This is a genomic window from Aeromonas sp. R5-1 (genome assembly GCF_040908265.1).
Classification (GTDB): domain Bacteria; phylum Pseudomonadota; class Gammaproteobacteria; order Enterobacterales; family Aeromonadaceae; genus Aeromonas; species Aeromonas caviae.
Map to the genome: position 1 here is coordinate 46,098 of NZ_JBFODJ010000102.1, position 16,559 is coordinate 62,656.

A 16,559-nucleotide genomic window follows, 5' to 3' on the forward strand; every position below is an offset into this window, starting at 1 on the left:
TCCCGCTTCCGTTTCTGTGCCGGCACCCCGGGGGGCCGGCCTCCTCCCGCCGAGGTTTCCATGTCCCGCATCCTGCTGCTCGCCAATCTCAACTGTGATCATGTGCTCTCCCTGGCCGAACCCCTGGTGGCGGGGGCGCGGCTGCAATACGTGGATCAGGGGCGCAGGCTCGGCGGCGGCGCCGCCAATACCGGCATCGGATTGGTGTGGGCGGGGCACGAGGTGATCATCGCCTCCCGGGTCGGACTGGACGACACCGGTGACTGGCTGCTGGAGCAGGCGGCCTCATACGGCCTGGATTGCAGCCATGTGGAACGCTTTGGCGGCGAGACCGGCGAGCTGCTGGTGCTGGTGGACGCCACCGGTGAGCGCACCATCCTCAGGCGCCCACGTCGTCCGGATCTGCCGGGGGATCTGCCGACCGAAGGGGTGGACTGTCTCTATGTGAACTATCCGGGCACCGCCATCGTGGGCTACATGCGCCAGATGCTCGCCAAGAGTTTCGTGGTGGCCCAGTATCCCAAGGGGGGGCAGGCCCGCCGCCCCTGCCACGTGCTGGTGGCCTCCCGCTCCGATCTCGGCGAGGTGAGCGACCCCTGGCAGCATGCCCGCCAGCTCGCGGGGGATCAGCTCGAATGGCTGGTGCTGACCGAGGGCAAGGCGGGCGCCGTGGCCATTCACGGGGAGGAGCAGGTCAGGGTGGCGGCGCGACCGGTCTCCGTGGTGGATACCACGGGGGCGGGGGATGCCTTCGCGGGCGGCCTCATCCACGGTCTTGCGCGGGGCATGGCCATGGCCGATGCGTTGCAGTGCGCCGTAGACTGGGGCGCCTTCGCGGTGGCTTCCGAGAGCTCCATCCCCTCCCAGGCGCTGCGCAACTGGCTGAAACAGCCCCACTGAACTCGCCGGACAACGGCTCCGGCGATGGCAGAGGAGGTGGGGGTTTGTCGACGGAAACCGCCAAAACCCCTCGCTGAGGCGGCAAGTTTGCGATCAATCAAAGAAAGTGTCGATTTATGTACATCTTCGTCGACACCCGCCCGGGCTGCTCTTACCCTTGTGACTTCACGACTCGGTCGAAGAAGCCCATCCCGTGCACACGCATGTGCAGACCCCCTCTTTGGCCACCGGCTGTCGTCCTGATTTCTGGCTTGTAGTAAGAGGCAAGTGCGACCATGCAACTGACACGATTTACCGACTACGCCCTGCGTACCCTGACCTTCCTGGCCATCCAGCCCGGTGATCGCCTGTCGACCATCACGGAAGTGGCCGACACCTTCGCCATCTCCCGCAATCACGTGGTCAAGATAGTGCATCAGCTCGGCATCAAGGGTTACATCGAGACGGTGCGTGGCAAGCATGGGGGCATCCGCCTCGGCCGTGCCGCCGTCTCCATCAACCTGCGCGATGTGGTGATGGACATGGAGCACGTGCTCTGCCCGGTGGACTGCAAGCGCGAAAACTGCCGTCTCTCCGGGGGCTGCCGCATCCAGGGCATTCTACGCCGCGCCATGCACGCCTTCCTGGAGGTACTGGGGGAGTACACTTTGGCGGATGCGGTGCGGGATCCCACTCGTCTGTGCCACCTTCTCGGCATAGAGCAGGATAATATTCTGACCATGGCATGATGCCACGGTGAATGACAGAGGGGCCTGCGGGCCCCTCTGTCATTGCCAGCGGTCAGAGCTGGGGCACAAGGGTGATGGCACCGTGCAGACAGGCGAGGCCGCAAGCGCCGCAGCCATCGCAGGCGGCCATGTTGACGGTTACTCCCTCGCTGCCGACCTTGATCGCCTGCTGGGGGCAGGCATCTTCACACAGCAGGCAGTAGTAGCCCTGACGGGCCTGGCAGCTCGCCTCTATCCTGACCCGGGTCTGCACCTGACGGCCGAGGCAGAGATCCAGTGCGCCCGTGGGGCAGGCTCTGGCGCAGCTGCCGCAATAGCTGCACTGGCCACAGGCGAGATCCAGCACTGGGGTACCGGCGATGGGGCTGCCGTCATATTCGGGGCGATCGGCGGGCTTGATGAGGCCGTTGGGACACGCCTTGAAGCAGTCGCCACAACGGGTGCAGAGGGTGAGGAACTGGGACTCGTCGATGGCCCAGGGCGGGCGTGCCTCATGGCAGACCACCTCGGGTCTGCGGGGGCTCCCCCATGCGTGTGCCAGCCAGCGACAGAAAAAATGCGTCATGCCCACCTCTATACCTATTAGGGGTTAATTTTATCCAGTTTTAGGCCGGCAAGCCAGAGAATAGCGGCGGGCAGGATCGCAAGCCGGGTTGCCCTTGTGTAAGCTAGGCGGGTCTTTTTGCGGGATTGAATGAACTCATGTGGCTATTTCTGTGGCGTGCTTCTCTGCTCTATGTCTTCCCCCTGCTGATGTGGGCCTACTGCCATCTCAAGGGTATCGAGTTCAGTGAACTGGATACCGGGGTCAACAGCCACAAGTGGGTGGTGCTGGCGGCCTATCTGCTCTATGTGCTGATCTGGTTGCTGCTCAACCGCTATCTCGAACTCTTCCTGCGCCAGCGGGGGCGTCGATGACCCCGCTGCTGACCTGGTGGCCTGCCATGCTGGTTGGTGGGCTGGCGCTGCTGTTCGGCTGGTGGTGGGGGCGACGCAGCGGCCGTGAAGAGGCGCTGCTGCTGGAGGAGCGTTATCAGGGGTTGCAGGACCGCTGGGACGCGCTGCAGGACGAGAAGATGCTGGCTCAGCAGAAGCTGGATCAGCAGCAGACCCTGCTGCTCAAGCTCACCGCCCGTCTCAAGGAAGCCGAGGCGACCCTGCGCAGCGAGCGCATCGCCAGCGCCGAGAAGTTGCAGTTGCAGCAAGAGGCTGAACAGCGCCTCAGCCAGCAGTTCGAGAACCTCGCCAATCGTATCTTTGAACAAAATGCTGGAAACTTCCGCGAACTGAATCAGAACAGCATGGATCTCCTGCTCACTCCACTCAAGGAGCAGCTCGAGGGCTTTCGCCGCCAGGTGGGAGAGACCCACGCCCAGGAGACGGCCCAGCGCCACAACCTCAAGTTCGAGCTGGAGCGCCTTGCCGAGCTCAACGCCCGCATGACCGAAGAGGCGGCGGCGCTGACCCGGGCCCTCAAGGGCGACAGCAAGCAGCAGGGCAACTGGGGGGAGGTGGTGCTGGCGCGGATCCTCTCCGAGTGCGGCCTGCGCGAGGGGCATGAGTACCACACCCAGGTCAACATCGAGGTGGACAAGGGCAAGCGCTACCAGCCCGACGTCATCGTCCACCTGCCCCAGGAAAAGGACATCATCATCGACGCCAAGGTGTCGCTGACCGCCTATGAGCGCTGGTACAACGCCGCTGACGATCTGGAGAAGGCGGTGGCGCTCAAGGAGCACGTCGCCTCGGTGCGCAACCATATCCGCGAGCTGGGCCGCAAGGATTACCAGCAGTTGCCCGGGGTGCGCACCCTGGACTATGTGCTGATGTTCGTGGCGGTGGAGCCTGCCTTCCTCGCTGCCCTGGAAGCGGACCCTTCCCTGGTGCGCTACGGGCTGGAACACAACATCCTGCTGGTGAGCCCTACCAACCTGATGGTGGCGCTGCGCACCATAGAGAACCTGTGGCGCTACGAGCGGCAGAACCAGAACTCGCGCCAGATAGCGGAGCGGGCCGGCCGCCTCTACGAGAAGCTGCGGCTGTTCGTGGAGGAGATGCAGCAGATGGGGGGCAGCCTGCACAAGGCGCAGGAGAGCTACGACAAGGCGATGGGGCGGCTGGTCAACGGTCGTGGCAACCTGATCGCCCAGGCCGAGCGCTTTCGCGAGCTGGGGGTCGAGGTGACCAAGCCCTTGCCGGACGCGCTGGTGGACCGGGCGCTGGAGCGGGAGGAGTCGGCGGACTGAGGGGAGTCGTCATTCGCCGGGACAACGAAAAGGGCAGCCATTGGCTGCCCTTTTCGTTTCATGCAACAGCCTGGACGGCTGCTTATTGCTTCCAGAAGGAGGGGAAGAAGAGCACCGCCACCGTCAGGATCTCGAGGCGTCCCAGCAGCATGCCGAACGACAGTATCCACTTGGCCGCATCCGGCAGACTGGCGAAGTTGGTGCTGGGACCGATGACAGGCCCCATGCCCGGGCCCACGTTGGCCACGGCGGTGATGGAGCCCGAGATGGCGGTCAGGGGGTCCAGCCCGATGGCGGCGAGCAGGGCGGCGATGAGCAGGATGATGGCGAAGTAGACCAGCACGAAGGAGATCAGGGAGCGGATGATGGCGTCGTTGACCGGACGGCCGTTGTACTTCTGGGGAAACACGGCGGAGGGGTGCATCAGCTGGCGCATCTGTTTCTTGAACAGGGCGAAGGCCACCTGGACCCGGAAGATCTTGAGCCCGCCCGAGGTGGAGCCGGAGCAGGCGCCGAGTGCCAGCAGGATGATGAAGATAATGGTGGTGAGCGGGCCCCAGGTGCCGAAGTCGCCGAGTCCGAAACCCGTGGTGGTGAGCACGGAGACGATATTGAAGCTGCTGATGCGCAAGGCATCCATGAAGCCGTAGATGTCTCTCACCCAGAGATAGAAGGTGACGACCAGGGTCACCCAGACGATCAGCCAGAAGAAGCCCTGCACCTGGGCATCCTTGAACAGGCTGTTGTCACGGCGGGAGAGGGCCTGCACATAGAGCAGGAAGGGCAGGCCACCGAGGAACATGAAGAGGGTGCCTATCCAGTGCGCCGCGTGGGAGAAGTGGGACATGGATTGATCGGAGGTGGAGTAGCCGCCGGTGCTGAGGGTCGTCATGGCGTGGTTGACCGCTTCGAACAGGTTCATGCCACTCACCCAGTAGGCGAGGAAGCAGAGCATGGAGAGTACCAGATAGACCAGCACTATGTTGTTGGCCACCGTTTTGGCGCGGGGGGCGCTCTTGTCGGACCAATCCGAGCTCTCGGTCTGGAACAGCTTCATGCCACCGACGTTGAGGTAGGGCAGCACCGCCACCGCCATCACGATGAAGCCGACCCCGCCCAGCCACTGCAGGATGGATCGCCACAGCAGGATGCTGTGGGCCATGCCGTCCAGCCCCGACAGCACGGTGGATCCCGTGGTGGTGACCCCCGACATGGTCTCGAAGTAGGCGTCGGCAAAGTCGATATGGGTGATGAAGACGAAGGGCAGGGCCCCGAAGACGCAGGCGACCACCCAGACCGAGGTGGTGAGCAGGAACATCTCCCGCACGCCGAGGTGAAACTCTGCCTTGCGACCGTAATGGAGGCAGAGCAGGGCGGCACCGTGGGTGATCAAGACCGACTTGAGAAATTCGACGAAACCTTCCGAACCGGTCAGCAGGGCCAGCAGGGTGGGCAGCCACATGAAGAGCGCCAGCTTGGAGAGTACCAGCCCGAGCGTGAAGACGATGGGATGCAGCTTGATCATGCAAGATAACCTGGTCGTTGATTGAAAAAAGACCCGGACCTTTCCTGAGAAAAGGGGCCGGGTCCGGATACCGTTGCCAGAGACATGGCCGGCTTACAGGAAGAAGGGACTGGGCTGGAACAGACGCTCCACTTCCGGGATGTACTTCTTGTCCACCAGGAACATCACCACGTGGTCATCCTGCTGTATCTGGGTGCGATCGTGGGCGATCAGCACCTCATCACCGCGCACCACTGCGCCTATGGTGGTGCCCGGGGGCAGCTTGAGCTCGCCCACCGTCTTGCCCACCACCTTGGAGGTGTTCTCGTCCCCGTGGGCGATCGCCTCGATGGCTTCGGCCGCCCCGCGGCGCAGGCTGTAGACGTTGGCGATGTCGGCACGGCGCACATGGGTCAGCAGGGCCGAGATGGTGGCCTGCTGGGGGGAAATGGCGATGTCGATGGAGCCGCCCTGTACCAGGTCCACGTAGGCGCCGCGCTGGATCAGCACCATGGTCTTCTTGGCCCCCATCTTCTTGGCGAGCAGGGCCGACATGATGTTGGCCTCATCCTCGTTGGTCACCGCGATGAAGACGTCGATCTGGTCGATGTGCTCCTCCGCCAGCAGCTCCTGATCCGCCGCATCGCCGCAGAAGACGATGGTGTGTTCCAGGTGTTCGGAGAGCTGCTCCGCCCGCTTCTGGTTGCGCTCGATGAGCTTGACGCTGTAGCGCTTCTCGAGCTGGCGGGCGAGGCCGGCGCCTATGTTGCCGCCGCCGACGATCATGATGCGCCGGTAGGGGCTCTCGAGGCGTTGCAGTTCCGACATCACGGCGCGGATATGGCCCGCTGCGGCCACAAAGAACACCTCGTCATCGGCTTCGATGATGGTGGTGCCCTGGGGGCGGATGGAGCGCCCCTGGCGGAAGATGGCGGCGACCCGAGTTTCGATGTTGGGCATGTGTTCCCGCAGGGTGGAGAGCGCATTGCCCACCAGGGGGCCGCCGTAATAGGCCTTGACCGCCACTAGGCCCACCTTGCCGTCGGCAAAATCCACCACCTGCAACGCCCCCGGATACTCGATCAGGCGACGCACGTAGTCGGTCACCAGCTGCTCGGGGGCGATCAGGTGGTCCACGGGGACGGATTCGGGCAGGAACAGGCGATCCCGCTCCACCAAATAGGCGGGGGAGCGAATGCGCGCCACCTTGTTCGGGGTGTTGAACAGGGAGTAGGCGACCTGGCAGGCGACCATGTTGGTCTCGTCGCTGTTGGTGACGGCGACCAGCATGTCGGCATCCTGGGCGCCGGCTTCGCGCAGCACCCTGGGATGGGCGCCGTGGCCGTTCACCACCCGCAGGTCGAATTTGTCCTGCAGTTCGCGCAGGCGCTCGCTGTCGGTGTCGACGATGGTGATGTCGTTGTTCTCGCCGGCGAGATTCTCGGCCAGGGTGCCACCCACCTGACCCGCGCCCAGAATGATGATTTTCATAAGGCCATCTTACTCAAGGTTGTTGCTTCGTAATGAGGCGGCCCGTCACCGGGCCTGCCATCCGCCGGTTCGGCCTACAGCTTGATGAGCTTGGCATAGTAGAAGCCGTCCATCTCCGCCTCGCCGGGCAGGAACTGGCGACCCGGACAGGCCGGGGTGTCTTCTGCATGCAACGGCACCAGGCGGGCATCCGGGGTATCGGCCAGGAAGGCGCGGATCTGCTCCCGGTTCTCTTCCGGCAACACGGAGCAGGTGGCGTAGAGCAGAGTGCCGCCCTGCTTCAGCTTGCCCCAGAGGGCATCGAGAATGCGGCGTTGCAGCTCGGCCAGTTCGCGGATGTCCTGATCCCGGCGCAACCACTTGATGTCGGGGTGACGGCGGATGACGCCGGTGGCGGAGCAGGGGGCATCCAGCAGGATGCGGTCGAACTGCCCCTGTGGCCACCACAGATCCGGCGTGCTGGCATCACCGTGGATGACTTGGGCCTGAAGGCCGATACGATCCAGGTTCTCCTGCACCCGCTTGAGGCGGTTGTCATCAGCGTCGACGGCAACCACGCCGGCAAGGGCCGGCTGGCGTTCCAGCAGGTGGGCGGTTTTGCCGCCGGGGGCGGCGCAGGCGTCCAGCACCCACTCGCCCGGCTGGGGATCGAGCAGGGCGGCGGCCTGCTGGGCGGCACCGTCCTGCACCGAGCAGTCACCCTGCTCGAAGCCGGGCAGCTTGGTCACGTCGCAGGGGCGCTCCAGCAGGATGCAATCTTCCCCTTCCACACCGGCCATGGCCGGGATGCCCGCCTCGCTCATGCGGGCCAGCATGGCCTCGCGGCTCTGGCGCTGGCTGTTGTTGCGGATCCACATGGGCGGGCGCTGGTTGTTGGCCTCCATGATGAACTCCCAGTCATCGGGATAGGCCTGACGCAGGCGCTTGGTGAGCCATTCGGGGTGGCCGAGGCGGACGCTGGGAACGCGGTCGATGCGCAGCAGGATCACTTCGGCGCTGCGCTGGAAGTTGCGCAGTACGCCGTTGATGAGACCGCGCAGAGAAGAACCCTTGAGCAGCTTGACGGCGTTGACGGTCTCGGCCACGGCGGCGTGAGCCGGAATGCGGGTATAGATGAGCTGGTAGAGACCGACCAGGATGAGGTAGTGGAAGATGCGGCTCTTGTTCTTGAGCGGCTTGTCCATCATCTCGCTGACCGCCGCATCGAGACGGGGCAGCCAGCGCAGGGTGCCGTAGCAGAGTTCTTGCAGGAGGGCGCGATCGCGAGGGGCGACCTTCTCCTGGGCAGCAGGCAGAACGGCGGAGAGAGATTGACCCTGATCCAGCACCTGTTGAATGACGAGAGCAGCCTGTGCGCGTGTTTTCATAGCGTTACCTTAGATGCACAAGTCGGGGCCAGGGCCCCGCTTGTGTCAATTCAATCCAGATCAAATCAGTTGCGTGCCAGGTTCAAACCAGTCGCGGCGAGAGTTGAGCAGATCCGAAACGGACATGGCCTTCTTGCCGGGAGGTTGCAGGGTCAGCAGGCGCAGCACGCCCTGACCGGTGGCAACCTCGATCCCCTGCTTGTCGGCCTTGAGCAGGGTGCCGGCTGCCTGGCCGTGATCCTGTGCGACGACCTCGGCCTGCCACACCTTGACGGTCTGTCCGGCGACGTCGAACCAGCTGATGGGCCAGGGGTTGAAGGCTCGGATGCAGCGTTCGATGGCAACGGCGTCCATCGACCAGTCGATGCGGGCCTCTTCCTTGGAGAGCTTCTCGGCGTAGTTGGCCAGCGCATCGTCCTGGGGCTCGGCAGCGGTGTCGCCGGCAGCCATGGCGTCCAGGGTATCGACCAGTGCCTGCGGGCCCAGACCGGCCAGCTTGTCATAGAGGCTGGCAGAGGTCTCATCACTGGCGATGGGGCAGGTTACCTTGCGGATCATGGCGCCGGTATCCAGCCCCACGTCCATCTGCATGATGGTGACGCCGGTTTCGGCATCCCCCGCCCAGATGGAGCGTTGAATCGGGGCGGCACCGCGCCAGCGCGGCAGCAGGGAGCCGTGGACGTTGATGCAGCCCAGACGCGGCGTATCAAGCACCGCCTTGGGGAGGATCAGGCCATAAGCCACGACGACCATCAGATCGGCACCCAGAGCGGCCAGTTCGGTCTGCGCCGCTTCATTGCGCAGGGAGGCAGGCTGGTAGACCGGCAGATCGTGGGCCAGCGCCAGCTCCTTGACCGGGCTGGCGGTGAGCTTCTGGCCGCGACCGGCGGGCTTGTCCGGCTGGGTATAAACGGCGACGACCTCGTGGCCGGAAGACAACAACGCCGCCAGATGACGGGCGGCGAAGTCGGGGGTACCGGCAAAAATCAGTTTCAGCTTGTTCAATGGAGCGTATCCTCAGAGGACTTTGCGATCTTCACGGGCCATCTTTTCCAGCTTCTGACGAATGCGCTGGCGCTTGAGCGGGGACAAGTAATCCACAAACAGCTTGCCGACCAGATGATCCATCTCATGTTGTATGCAGATGGCGAGCAGATCGTCCGCTTCCAGCTCGAAGGTGTTGCCGTGGCGATCTTGCGCCCTGACCTTGACCCACTCGGCGCGCGGAACCAGAGCACGGTTGCCGGGCACGGAGAGGCAGCCCTCTTCGATGCCGGTGCTGCCGGACTGCTCCAGGATCTCCGGGTTGATCAACACCAGCTGTTCTTCGCGGTTCTCGGAGACATCGATGACGATGATGCGCTGATGAATGTCGACCTGGGTCGCGGCCAGGCCGATGCCTTCCTCCGCGTACATGGTTTCGAACATATCATCTACAATGTGTTGTAACTCGGGTGTAAAGGCTTCGACAGGGGCCGCGACTGTGCGCAGACGCTCATCGGGGAAACGCAATACATCTAGAATGGCCATAATTTTTCTTTAGTTTCATATAAACGCAGTCAATATTGACGTAATTCTAGTCATTTACGCCGACAAAAAACAGCAACACTTTGCGTGCAGAAGTAACAGGGAGTGTTATGTATCTGAAGCAAATCGTCGTCGCCTGCCTGGCGACAGCCCTGGCCGGTGGCGCCATGGCACAGCAGTTGACGCTCAAATCCGGTTACCCCGAGACTTATGTGGTGCAAAAAGGGGACACCCTCTGGGATATCTCGGGCCAGTATCTGGCCGAACCCTGGCTCTGGCCACGCCTCTGGAACATCAATCCGCAGATCGCCAATCCCCACTGGATCTATCCCGGTGACGTGCTGCACCTGAGCTGGGTAAATGGTGAGCCTCGGCTCGGCAAAGCCAATCAGGGGGGCAAGCAGGTCATCCGTCTCTCACCCAAGAACCGCTATGAAAACAAGGCCAATCCCATACCGACCCTGCCTCTGAGCGAGATAGCGCCCTTCCTGCAGACCGACCACATTCTGGCCAACAGCCAGCAGAGCAAGGACCTGCCCTATGTGCTCGGCAACAATGACAAGCATGTCGGGATGCTGGAGGGCGACATTCTCTATGTGAAAGGAGCCCTGAACCCGGGCCAGAGTTATGGCCTCTATCGCCCGGGGGTGGCATACAAGGACAAGCACACCGGCGAGTCGCTCGGTCAGGAGGCAATTTTTGTCGGCACGGTGCGGGCAGAGGAGTACCTTGCCCACGACACCACCAAAGTGACGCTGACCCATAACCGGCGTGAGGTGTATCAGGGCGACAAGGTGATGCCGCTGCCGTCGCAGGAGAGCATCTCTGCCGTGTTCATGCCAAAGGCGGCACCTTCCATTTCCCCCGGCTATGTGATCGAGCTGCCGAGCAAGGTACATGGTGGGGGCAAGTTTGATGTGGTACTCATCAACAAGGGGGAGCGTGATCAGGTGGCCCCGGGCGATGTGCTCGAGATCCTGCGCCCGGGAGCCGAGATGGTGGACAAGAATGGCAAGGTGTCATACCGGGAATATTCATCCGTCTATGACAAGGCGTTCTATTCTGCCGGCAAGTCATCGTTGCCTGCCGAGGCCGTTGCCAGAGTCATGCTGTTCAAGGTCTACGACAAATTGAGTTACGGTCTTATCCTGCAGAGTCAGGATCTGGTCGGCTCTGGTTATCAGGTCAGTAATTTCTGACGTGTCCTTGCCACTGGAGCGGTTGTCGCTATGGCTGACGCTGGATGCCGTTACAGGCATAGGCCCGGTCACCGCCGCTCGCCTGTTGGCGCATGTGGGTGGTGACATCACAACTCTGTTTGACTCAGACGATGGCGCCCTGCGAGCTCTTGGTCTGCAGAGTGCCCAGATTCAGCAGATGAGATGGCCTCTTCCTGTCGTGGAGCAGGGATTGAGCTGGGCCGCCGAGCCCGGCAATCACCTCCTCTGTCCCGATGACCCCGCATATCCTGCCCTGCTCAAAGAGATCCCCGGTGCCCCGCTCTTGCTCTACTGCCGCGGGAACGTCTCATCCCTCTCCCTGCCACAGTTGGCGATGGTGGGTACCCGCCACCCCACCTATGCCGGCAAAGACAATGCGACACGCTTGTGTGCCGAGTTGGTGGGCTGTGGTCTGGCGATCACCTCCGGCCTCGCGTTGGGCATCGATGGCGTCTGCCATCAGCAGGCGCTGGCATCGGGCGGAATCACCCTGGCGGTGCTGGGATCCGGTCTGGATTGTCTCTACCCCAAGCGTCATCAGGGGTTGGCGATGCAGATCCTCGAGCAGGAAGGTCTGCTTGTTTCCGAGTTGGCGCCCCAGCAAGGCCCCCTGGCTGAACACTTCCCTCGCCGCAACCGTATCATCAGTGGTCTGTCGCTGGGGACACTGGTGGTGGAAGCGGCAGAACAGAGTGGTTCGCTCATCACGGCCCGTTATGCGCTGGAGCAGGGCCGCGAGGTCTTTGCCGTTCCCGGCGCCCCGCAAAATGCACAGGCAGCAGGGTGCAACCGTCTGCTTCAACAGGGTGCCAAGCTGGTCTTGAATGCCGCCGATATCCTGGAAGAGTTTCCAAGGCTGGTCTTGCCCCCCGGACCCGCCAACGGTTCTTCCGAGGCGCAGCATAATAGCGAATTGCCTTATGCCGATTTGTTGGATAACGTAGATTATGAGACCACGAGCGTGGATACCGTTGCCGAACGGGCCCGGCTTCCTGTCGATGTCGTACTGGGCAGGTTGGTAGAGCTGGAGCTGGTTGGTGCAGTGATGGCGGTAGCCGGTGGATACGTCAGAGCGAGGAGGGCGAATCATGTTTGATGTATTGATGTACCTTTTCGAGACCTACATCCACAGCGATGCAGATGTGATGGTCGAGCAGGATGAACTCACCGACGAACTGAGCCGGGCCGGTTTCGACAAGGACGAGATCGAGAAAGCGCTCAACTGGCTGGAGCGACTGGCCAACCTGCACGACAGCGAGCGGGAAGTCTATGTCACCGCAAGCCAGCAGGGCTCTATGCGGATCTATGCGCCGCAGGAGCTGGTTCGCCTCAGTACTGAATGTCGCGGTTTTCTGCTGTTCCTGGAGCAGGCGCAAGTGCTGAATGCCGAAACCCGTGAAATCTGCATCGAACGGTTGCTCGAGCTGGACAAGCCGGACATCGAGCTGGACGATCTGAAGTGGGTCGTCATGATGGTGCTGTTCAATGTGCCAGGCAGCGAAAACGCCTACCAGCAGATGGAAGAGCTGGTGTTTGACGAGTCGGACGGCGTCATCCACTGACAGCCCGGTGCCGCGCTGGTAGAATTCAGGCCATCTGGATTTCAAGGCGCGGCCCATGTCAAAGATCGATCACCACCTCTTCTCTGCCCACGAACATGCCTTCGAGCGCGAGCCGTGCCCGCAGTGTGGTGCTGAACTGGTGATCCGCCAGGGCAAGCACGGTCCCTTCCTTGGTTGTTCAGCCTATCCCGCTTGCGATTACATTCGCTCCCTCACCCCCTCTGGCCGCGATATAGAGAAAGTGCTCGAGGGGTCGTCCTGTCCGGATTGTGGCCATCCACTTGCCATCAAGAAGGGTCGTTACGGTCTGTTTGTGGGATGTACCCAGTACCCGGCCTGTCAGCATATCGAGTCCCTTCAGGAGAGTGACGATACCCAAATCCTTTGTCCGGAGTGTGGCAAAGGTCATCTGGTGAGCCGCACGTCCCGTTATGGCAAACAGTTCTACTCGTGTGACGCCTATCCTCACTGCAAGTATGTGGTGAATGACAAGCCGGTTCCCATGTCCTGTCCCGAGTGTGGCTGGGGCATCATGATCGAGAAGAAGGTGCGGGGAAACCTGCGCTGGGTCTGCCCGCAAAAGAAATGCTCCCACCAGATTGAGCGGGTATAATCTCGCCGCCCGTGATCAGGCAGGCGGATTGCTGGTCAGAGTGAGGTTGTGAGCCGATGCGCATCGCCCAAGTCGCCCTGCTCCTGATCGCCATCTCAAGCTCCCTGCGGTTGTTCGGTTCACTGATGCACGCAAGCGTCTGAGCCGAAATGCATGACTGAAGAGGAGCAGGGATATAGCCCATATCGCAGCAGTGATGGCCCCGATGCCGTCATGTCGGTTCAACATACAATCCAGTGATGAGAGGCGGCAGCGTGGCTGTCGCATGTGCTTATGCCAAATGAATTTGAACAAGCGGTTGCCGCCCTTCAAGGAGAAGGGGTTATCGCCTATGCCACCGAAGCCGTGTTTGGTCTGGGGTGTGATCCTGATTCCGAAGCCGCCGTGCAGCGGCTGCTGGCCATCAAGCAGCGGCCGGTGGAGAAGGGATTGATCCTGATCGCGGCAGATCTGGCGCAATTGCAGGACTACATCGACCTGAGCCAGCTCAGCGATGAGCAGCTTGCTCGCGTGCAGGCGAGCTGGCCTGGTCCCTTCACCTGGATCATGCCCGCTCGCGCGACGACGCCGTCCTGGTTGACCGGTCAGTTCGAGACCCTGGCGGTGCGGGTCACAGGCCACCCCCAGGTGCAAGGGCTTTGCCGGGCATTTGGCAAACCGCTGGTGTCCACCAGTGCCAATCTAACCGGTGAGGAACCCGCTCGCCGGGTGGCTGATATTGGCGATCTGCTGGCAAGCCAGCTGGCTTACATTCTGCCCGGCGAAGTCGGGGGGCAAGCCAACCCGTCCGAAATCAAGGACGCCCGCACCGGGGCCATCATTCGCCCATCCTGAGTTGGGCACGGCCCTGTTTCATGCAGGTTGTGCGATGAGGTCATGACAATACGAGAAGTGCAGGCAGTGCATGCATGATGCCTGTCTGACAGGAGATAAAATGAGCAAACCGGATGTGGCCCAGGTAAAAGCCTTCCTGCTGCAATTGCAGGATGATATCTGCCGTGGCCTGGAGCAGGCCGATGGATGCGGGCGCTTTGTGGAAGATGCCTGGAGTCGCGAAGGTGGTGGTGGCGGTAGAACACGGGTGCTGCGTCAGGGGGCGGTGATCGAGCAAGGTGGGGTCAACTTCTCCCATGTCTATGGCGATGCCATGCCGGCATCCGCGACCGCACATCGTCCCGAACTGGCTGGCCGCAGGTTTGAGGCCATGGGGGTGTCGCTGGTGATCCACCCGCATAATCCCTATGTACCGACCAGCCATGCGAATGTGCGGTTCTTCATCGCCGAGAAAGAGGGGGAGGAGCCGATCTGGTGGTTTGGTGGCGGCTTCGACCTGACGCCCTTCTATCCGTTCGAAGAGGACGTGAGGCATTGGCACCAGGTCTCCCATGAGCTCTGTCAGCCGTTCGGCACCGACATTTATCCCGAGTTCAAATCCTGGTGCGATCGTTACTTCTTCCTCAAGCATCGGGGCGAAACGCGCGGGGTGGGTGGCCTGTTCTTCGATGACCTTAACCGCTGGCCCTTTGCCGACTGCTTTGCCTTCATGCGTGCAGTGGGTGAGGGTTATCTGGCGGCCTACTTGCCGATTGTCGAGCGACGCAAGGATCTTGCTTATGGGGAGCGGGAACGGGCGTTCCAGCTTTATCGCCGTGGCCGCTACGTGGAGTTCAATCTGGTCTACGACCGCGGGACCCTGTTCGGACTGCAGACGGGGGGGCGCACCGAATCCATTCTGATGTCGATGCCGCCGCTGGCGCGCTGGGAGTACGACTGGCAGCCGGAGGCCGGCAGCCCGGAGGCATTGCTCTACAGCGACTACCTCAAACCGCGCGAGTGGTTGTGACCAGAGGGGCCATGATGGCCCCTTCTTATTGGCCGATATTCGGCTTGTTCCTTCATGAGAAAACCCGTTAAATCGGGATATTGCCTTCAAAAGGAACGCCTTGATGGATCGTTATCTGGTTTTTGGCCACCCCGTGCGCCACAGCAAATCTCCCTTCATTCATACCCTGTTTGCCAGGCAGACCCAGCAAGAGTTGGAGTATGGTCTGGCAGAACCTGCTGTCGATGAGTTTGCCAGCGCTCTGAACCACTTCTTCGCCGAAGGAGGGAAGGGGTGCAACGTGACCGTACCTTTCAAGGAGCAAGCCTTCGGGCTGGTGGAGCGGCTGAGCCCCAGGGCCAAGCGGGCGGGAGCGGTCAACACCATCAAACTGACTGATGATGGTGTGCTGCTGGGTGACAATACCGACGGCGCCGGGCTGGTCGCCGATCTCAAGGCTCACGGAGTGAACCTTGCCGGTAGCAGGATCCTACTTCTGGGGGCCGGTGGCGCAGCTCGTGGTGCCCTGGCCCCCCTGCTGGCGGAAGCGCCGGGCGAGATCGTCGTGGTCAACCGTACCCATGCCAAGGCGGAACAGCTGGCTGTGGAGTTCAGGGATCTGGGCAGCATCACTGCTCAGTCCTATGAACAGCTGGTGGGGCCGTTCGATCTCATCATCAATTCCACCTCAGCGAGTCTGCAAGGAGAGTTGCCACCTTTGGCGCCAACCCTCATCCACCCGGACATCGCGATCTACGACATGATGTATGGCGCAACGGACACAGCCTTCATCGGCTGGGCCAAACAACATGGCGCGCGCCATACCATGGATGGATTGGGCATGCTGGTCGAGCAGGCTGCTGAGGCCTTTACCGTATGGCGAGGGATCCGGCCCGGCACCAAGCAGGTATTGAGAGAGTTGCAGCGCAATCTGGGCGTCGTGTGAACCAGCTTGTGCGTTCTATTGGGCTGTCGGCAGGTCTGATGTAGAGATTCTGCATCTCTGGATAAGGGCTCCCTCGTGATGCGGCACGGCACGTGTGATGTGAAACGGTCGTTCTGCGGTGGGTGTGTGGCAGAACAGGTGCCATTTTTATAAAACCATTTCATAACAATAAGTTACTTTTACTTTGCCGTCACTCGCAGAATTTTTTTGAGTTTTTTCTCAAAGCAGCGGAACTTCTGTAACGGACTGCTGACTAACTGGATAGTTGAGGAAGTGCTAGCTAGTCACCTTTATAACTCCCCGGTATTCGTACTGGGGATTTTTTTATCTGCATGAAAATTATGAATATTTTTTTCCTTCCCTATCTTTGAAACTAAATTACATAAATTACTTTCACTTTCTGCTGCTTTGCTGTACAGTTGTCGGCGTAGGGTACAGAGGTAAGATGTTCTATCTTTCAGACCTTTTATTTCACGTAATTGAATGTGGCTGAATAGCAGCCCCGATGAGTCATCGTCGGGGCGTTTTTTTATGAGCAACATTTAGAGTAAATGCTTTAATTGTTGCCGTTCTTTGTTAGAATGAAGGCGTTTCTTGAGGAAAACCAATCGTCTTTGTTCTCGAGAACTCGCT

General features: G+C 61.2%; 17 protein-coding genes. 11 read left to right on the plus strand and 6 right to left on the minus strand.

Annotated features, from left to right (window positions below):
- Window positions 1–60 precede the first annotated feature (60 nt).
- Both AB5Y64_RS13590 and AB5Y64_RS13595 read left to right on the plus strand, forming a co-directional pair.
- Window positions 61–900, plus strand: a complete 840-nt coding sequence (locus tag AB5Y64_RS13590) for a PfkB family carbohydrate kinase (RefSeq protein WP_010672498.1) — start codon at window positions 61–63, stop codon at window positions 898–900.
- Between the two features lie 275 nt (window positions 901–1,175).
- A complete protein-coding gene (locus AB5Y64_RS13595) occupies window positions 1,176–1,628 on the plus strand; it encodes an Rrf2 family transcriptional regulator (protein WP_010672499.1) in 453 nt (150 codons plus the stop codon).
- A gap of 52 nt (window positions 1,629–1,680) precedes the next feature.
- Here the strand turns inward: AB5Y64_RS13595 and AB5Y64_RS13600 are convergent, their stop codons facing one another.
- A complete protein-coding gene (locus tag AB5Y64_RS13600; RefSeq protein WP_010672500.1) occupies window positions 1,681–2,193 on the minus strand; it encodes a ferredoxin-type protein NapF in 513 nt (170 codons plus the stop codon).
- Window positions 2,194–2,330: 137 nt separating this feature from the next.
- On the opposite strand from AB5Y64_RS13600, the gene AB5Y64_RS13605 reads away from it, so the two are divergent.
- Both AB5Y64_RS13605 and rmuC read left to right on the plus strand, forming a co-directional pair.
- A complete protein-coding gene (locus AB5Y64_RS13605) occupies window positions 2,331–2,546 on the plus strand; it encodes a hypothetical protein (RefSeq protein WP_010672501.1) in 216 nt (71 codons plus the stop codon).
- Complete coding sequence (gene rmuC, locus AB5Y64_RS13610; RefSeq protein WP_052224814.1) at window positions 2,543–3,874, plus strand: DNA recombination protein RmuC; 1,332 nt, start codon at window positions 2,543–2,545, stop codon at window positions 3,872–3,874. The genes AB5Y64_RS13605 and rmuC overlap by 4 nt, the downstream gene beginning before the upstream one ends.
- 82 nt (window positions 3,875–3,956) lie before the next feature.
- On the opposite strand, the gene AB5Y64_RS13615 is transcribed toward rmuC, so the two are convergent.
- From AB5Y64_RS13615 to def, 5 genes are all read right to left on the minus strand, one after another.
- A complete protein-coding gene (locus AB5Y64_RS13615; protein ID WP_010672503.1) occupies window positions 3,957–5,399 on the minus strand; it encodes a TrkH family potassium uptake protein in 1,443 nt (480 codons plus the stop codon).
- Window positions 5,400–5,492: 93 nt separating this feature from the next.
- Window positions 5,493–6,869 carry a Trk system potassium transporter TrkA gene (gene trkA, locus AB5Y64_RS13620; protein WP_010672504.1) on the minus strand — a complete coding sequence of 459 codons (1,377 nt, stop codon included), beginning with the start codon at window positions 6,867–6,869 and terminating at the stop codon, window positions 5,493–5,495.
- Window positions 6,870–6,943: 74 nt separating this feature from the next.
- Window positions 6,944–8,236 (minus strand): 16S rRNA (cytosine(967)-C(5))-methyltransferase RsmB, encoded by a 1,293-nt coding sequence (gene rsmB, locus AB5Y64_RS13625; protein ID WP_010672505.1) that lies wholly within the window; start codon window positions 8,234–8,236, stop codon window positions 6,944–6,946.
- Window positions 8,237–8,296: 60 nt separating this feature from the next.
- Window positions 8,297–9,241, minus strand: a complete 945-nt coding sequence (gene fmt / locus AB5Y64_RS13630) for a methionyl-tRNA formyltransferase (RefSeq protein ID WP_010672506.1) — start codon at window positions 9,239–9,241, stop codon at window positions 8,297–8,299.
- Between the two features lie 12 nt (window positions 9,242–9,253).
- Window positions 9,254–9,766, minus strand: coding sequence for a peptide deformylase (def, locus tag AB5Y64_RS13635; protein WP_010672507.1), 513 nt, complete (start codon window positions 9,764–9,766; stop codon window positions 9,254–9,256).
- Window positions 9,767–9,873: 107 nt separating this feature from the next.
- On the opposite strand from def, the gene AB5Y64_RS13640 reads away from it, so the two are divergent.
- From AB5Y64_RS13640 to aroE, 7 genes are all read left to right on the plus strand, one after another.
- Complete coding sequence (locus tag AB5Y64_RS13640; RefSeq protein ID WP_039039523.1) at window positions 9,874–10,962, plus strand: LysM peptidoglycan-binding domain-containing protein; 1,089 nt, start codon at window positions 9,874–9,876, stop codon at window positions 10,960–10,962.
- A gap of 1 nt (window position 10,963) precedes the next feature.
- Entirely contained in the window at window positions 10,964–12,079 is a 1,116-nt protein-coding gene (gene dprA, locus AB5Y64_RS13645; RefSeq protein WP_042882248.1) for a DNA-processing protein DprA, read from the plus strand.
- Window positions 12,072–12,545, plus strand: coding sequence for a DUF494 family protein (locus AB5Y64_RS13650; RefSeq protein WP_010672510.1), 474 nt, complete (start codon window positions 12,072–12,074; stop codon window positions 12,543–12,545). The genes dprA and AB5Y64_RS13650 overlap by 8 nt, the downstream gene beginning before the upstream one ends.
- Before the next feature lie 55 nt (window positions 12,546–12,600).
- Entirely contained in the window at window positions 12,601–13,158 is a 558-nt protein-coding gene (locus tag AB5Y64_RS13655; RefSeq protein ID WP_201871925.1) for a type I DNA topoisomerase, read from the plus strand.
- Window positions 13,159–13,431: 273 nt separating this feature from the next.
- Window positions 13,432–13,992, plus strand: a complete 561-nt coding sequence (locus AB5Y64_RS13660; RefSeq protein ID WP_039039520.1) for a Sua5/YciO/YrdC/YwlC family protein — start codon at window positions 13,432–13,434, stop codon at window positions 13,990–13,992.
- A 100-nt stretch (window positions 13,993–14,092) separates the two neighbouring features.
- Entirely contained in the window at window positions 14,093–15,001 is a 909-nt protein-coding gene (gene hemF, locus AB5Y64_RS13665; protein WP_043153546.1) for an oxygen-dependent coproporphyrinogen oxidase, read from the plus strand.
- 103 nt (window positions 15,002–15,104) lie between these two features.
- Window positions 15,105–15,926, plus strand: coding sequence for a shikimate dehydrogenase (gene aroE / locus AB5Y64_RS13670; protein ID WP_043153544.1), 822 nt, complete (start codon window positions 15,105–15,107; stop codon window positions 15,924–15,926).
- Window positions 15,927–16,559 lie beyond the last annotated feature (633 nt).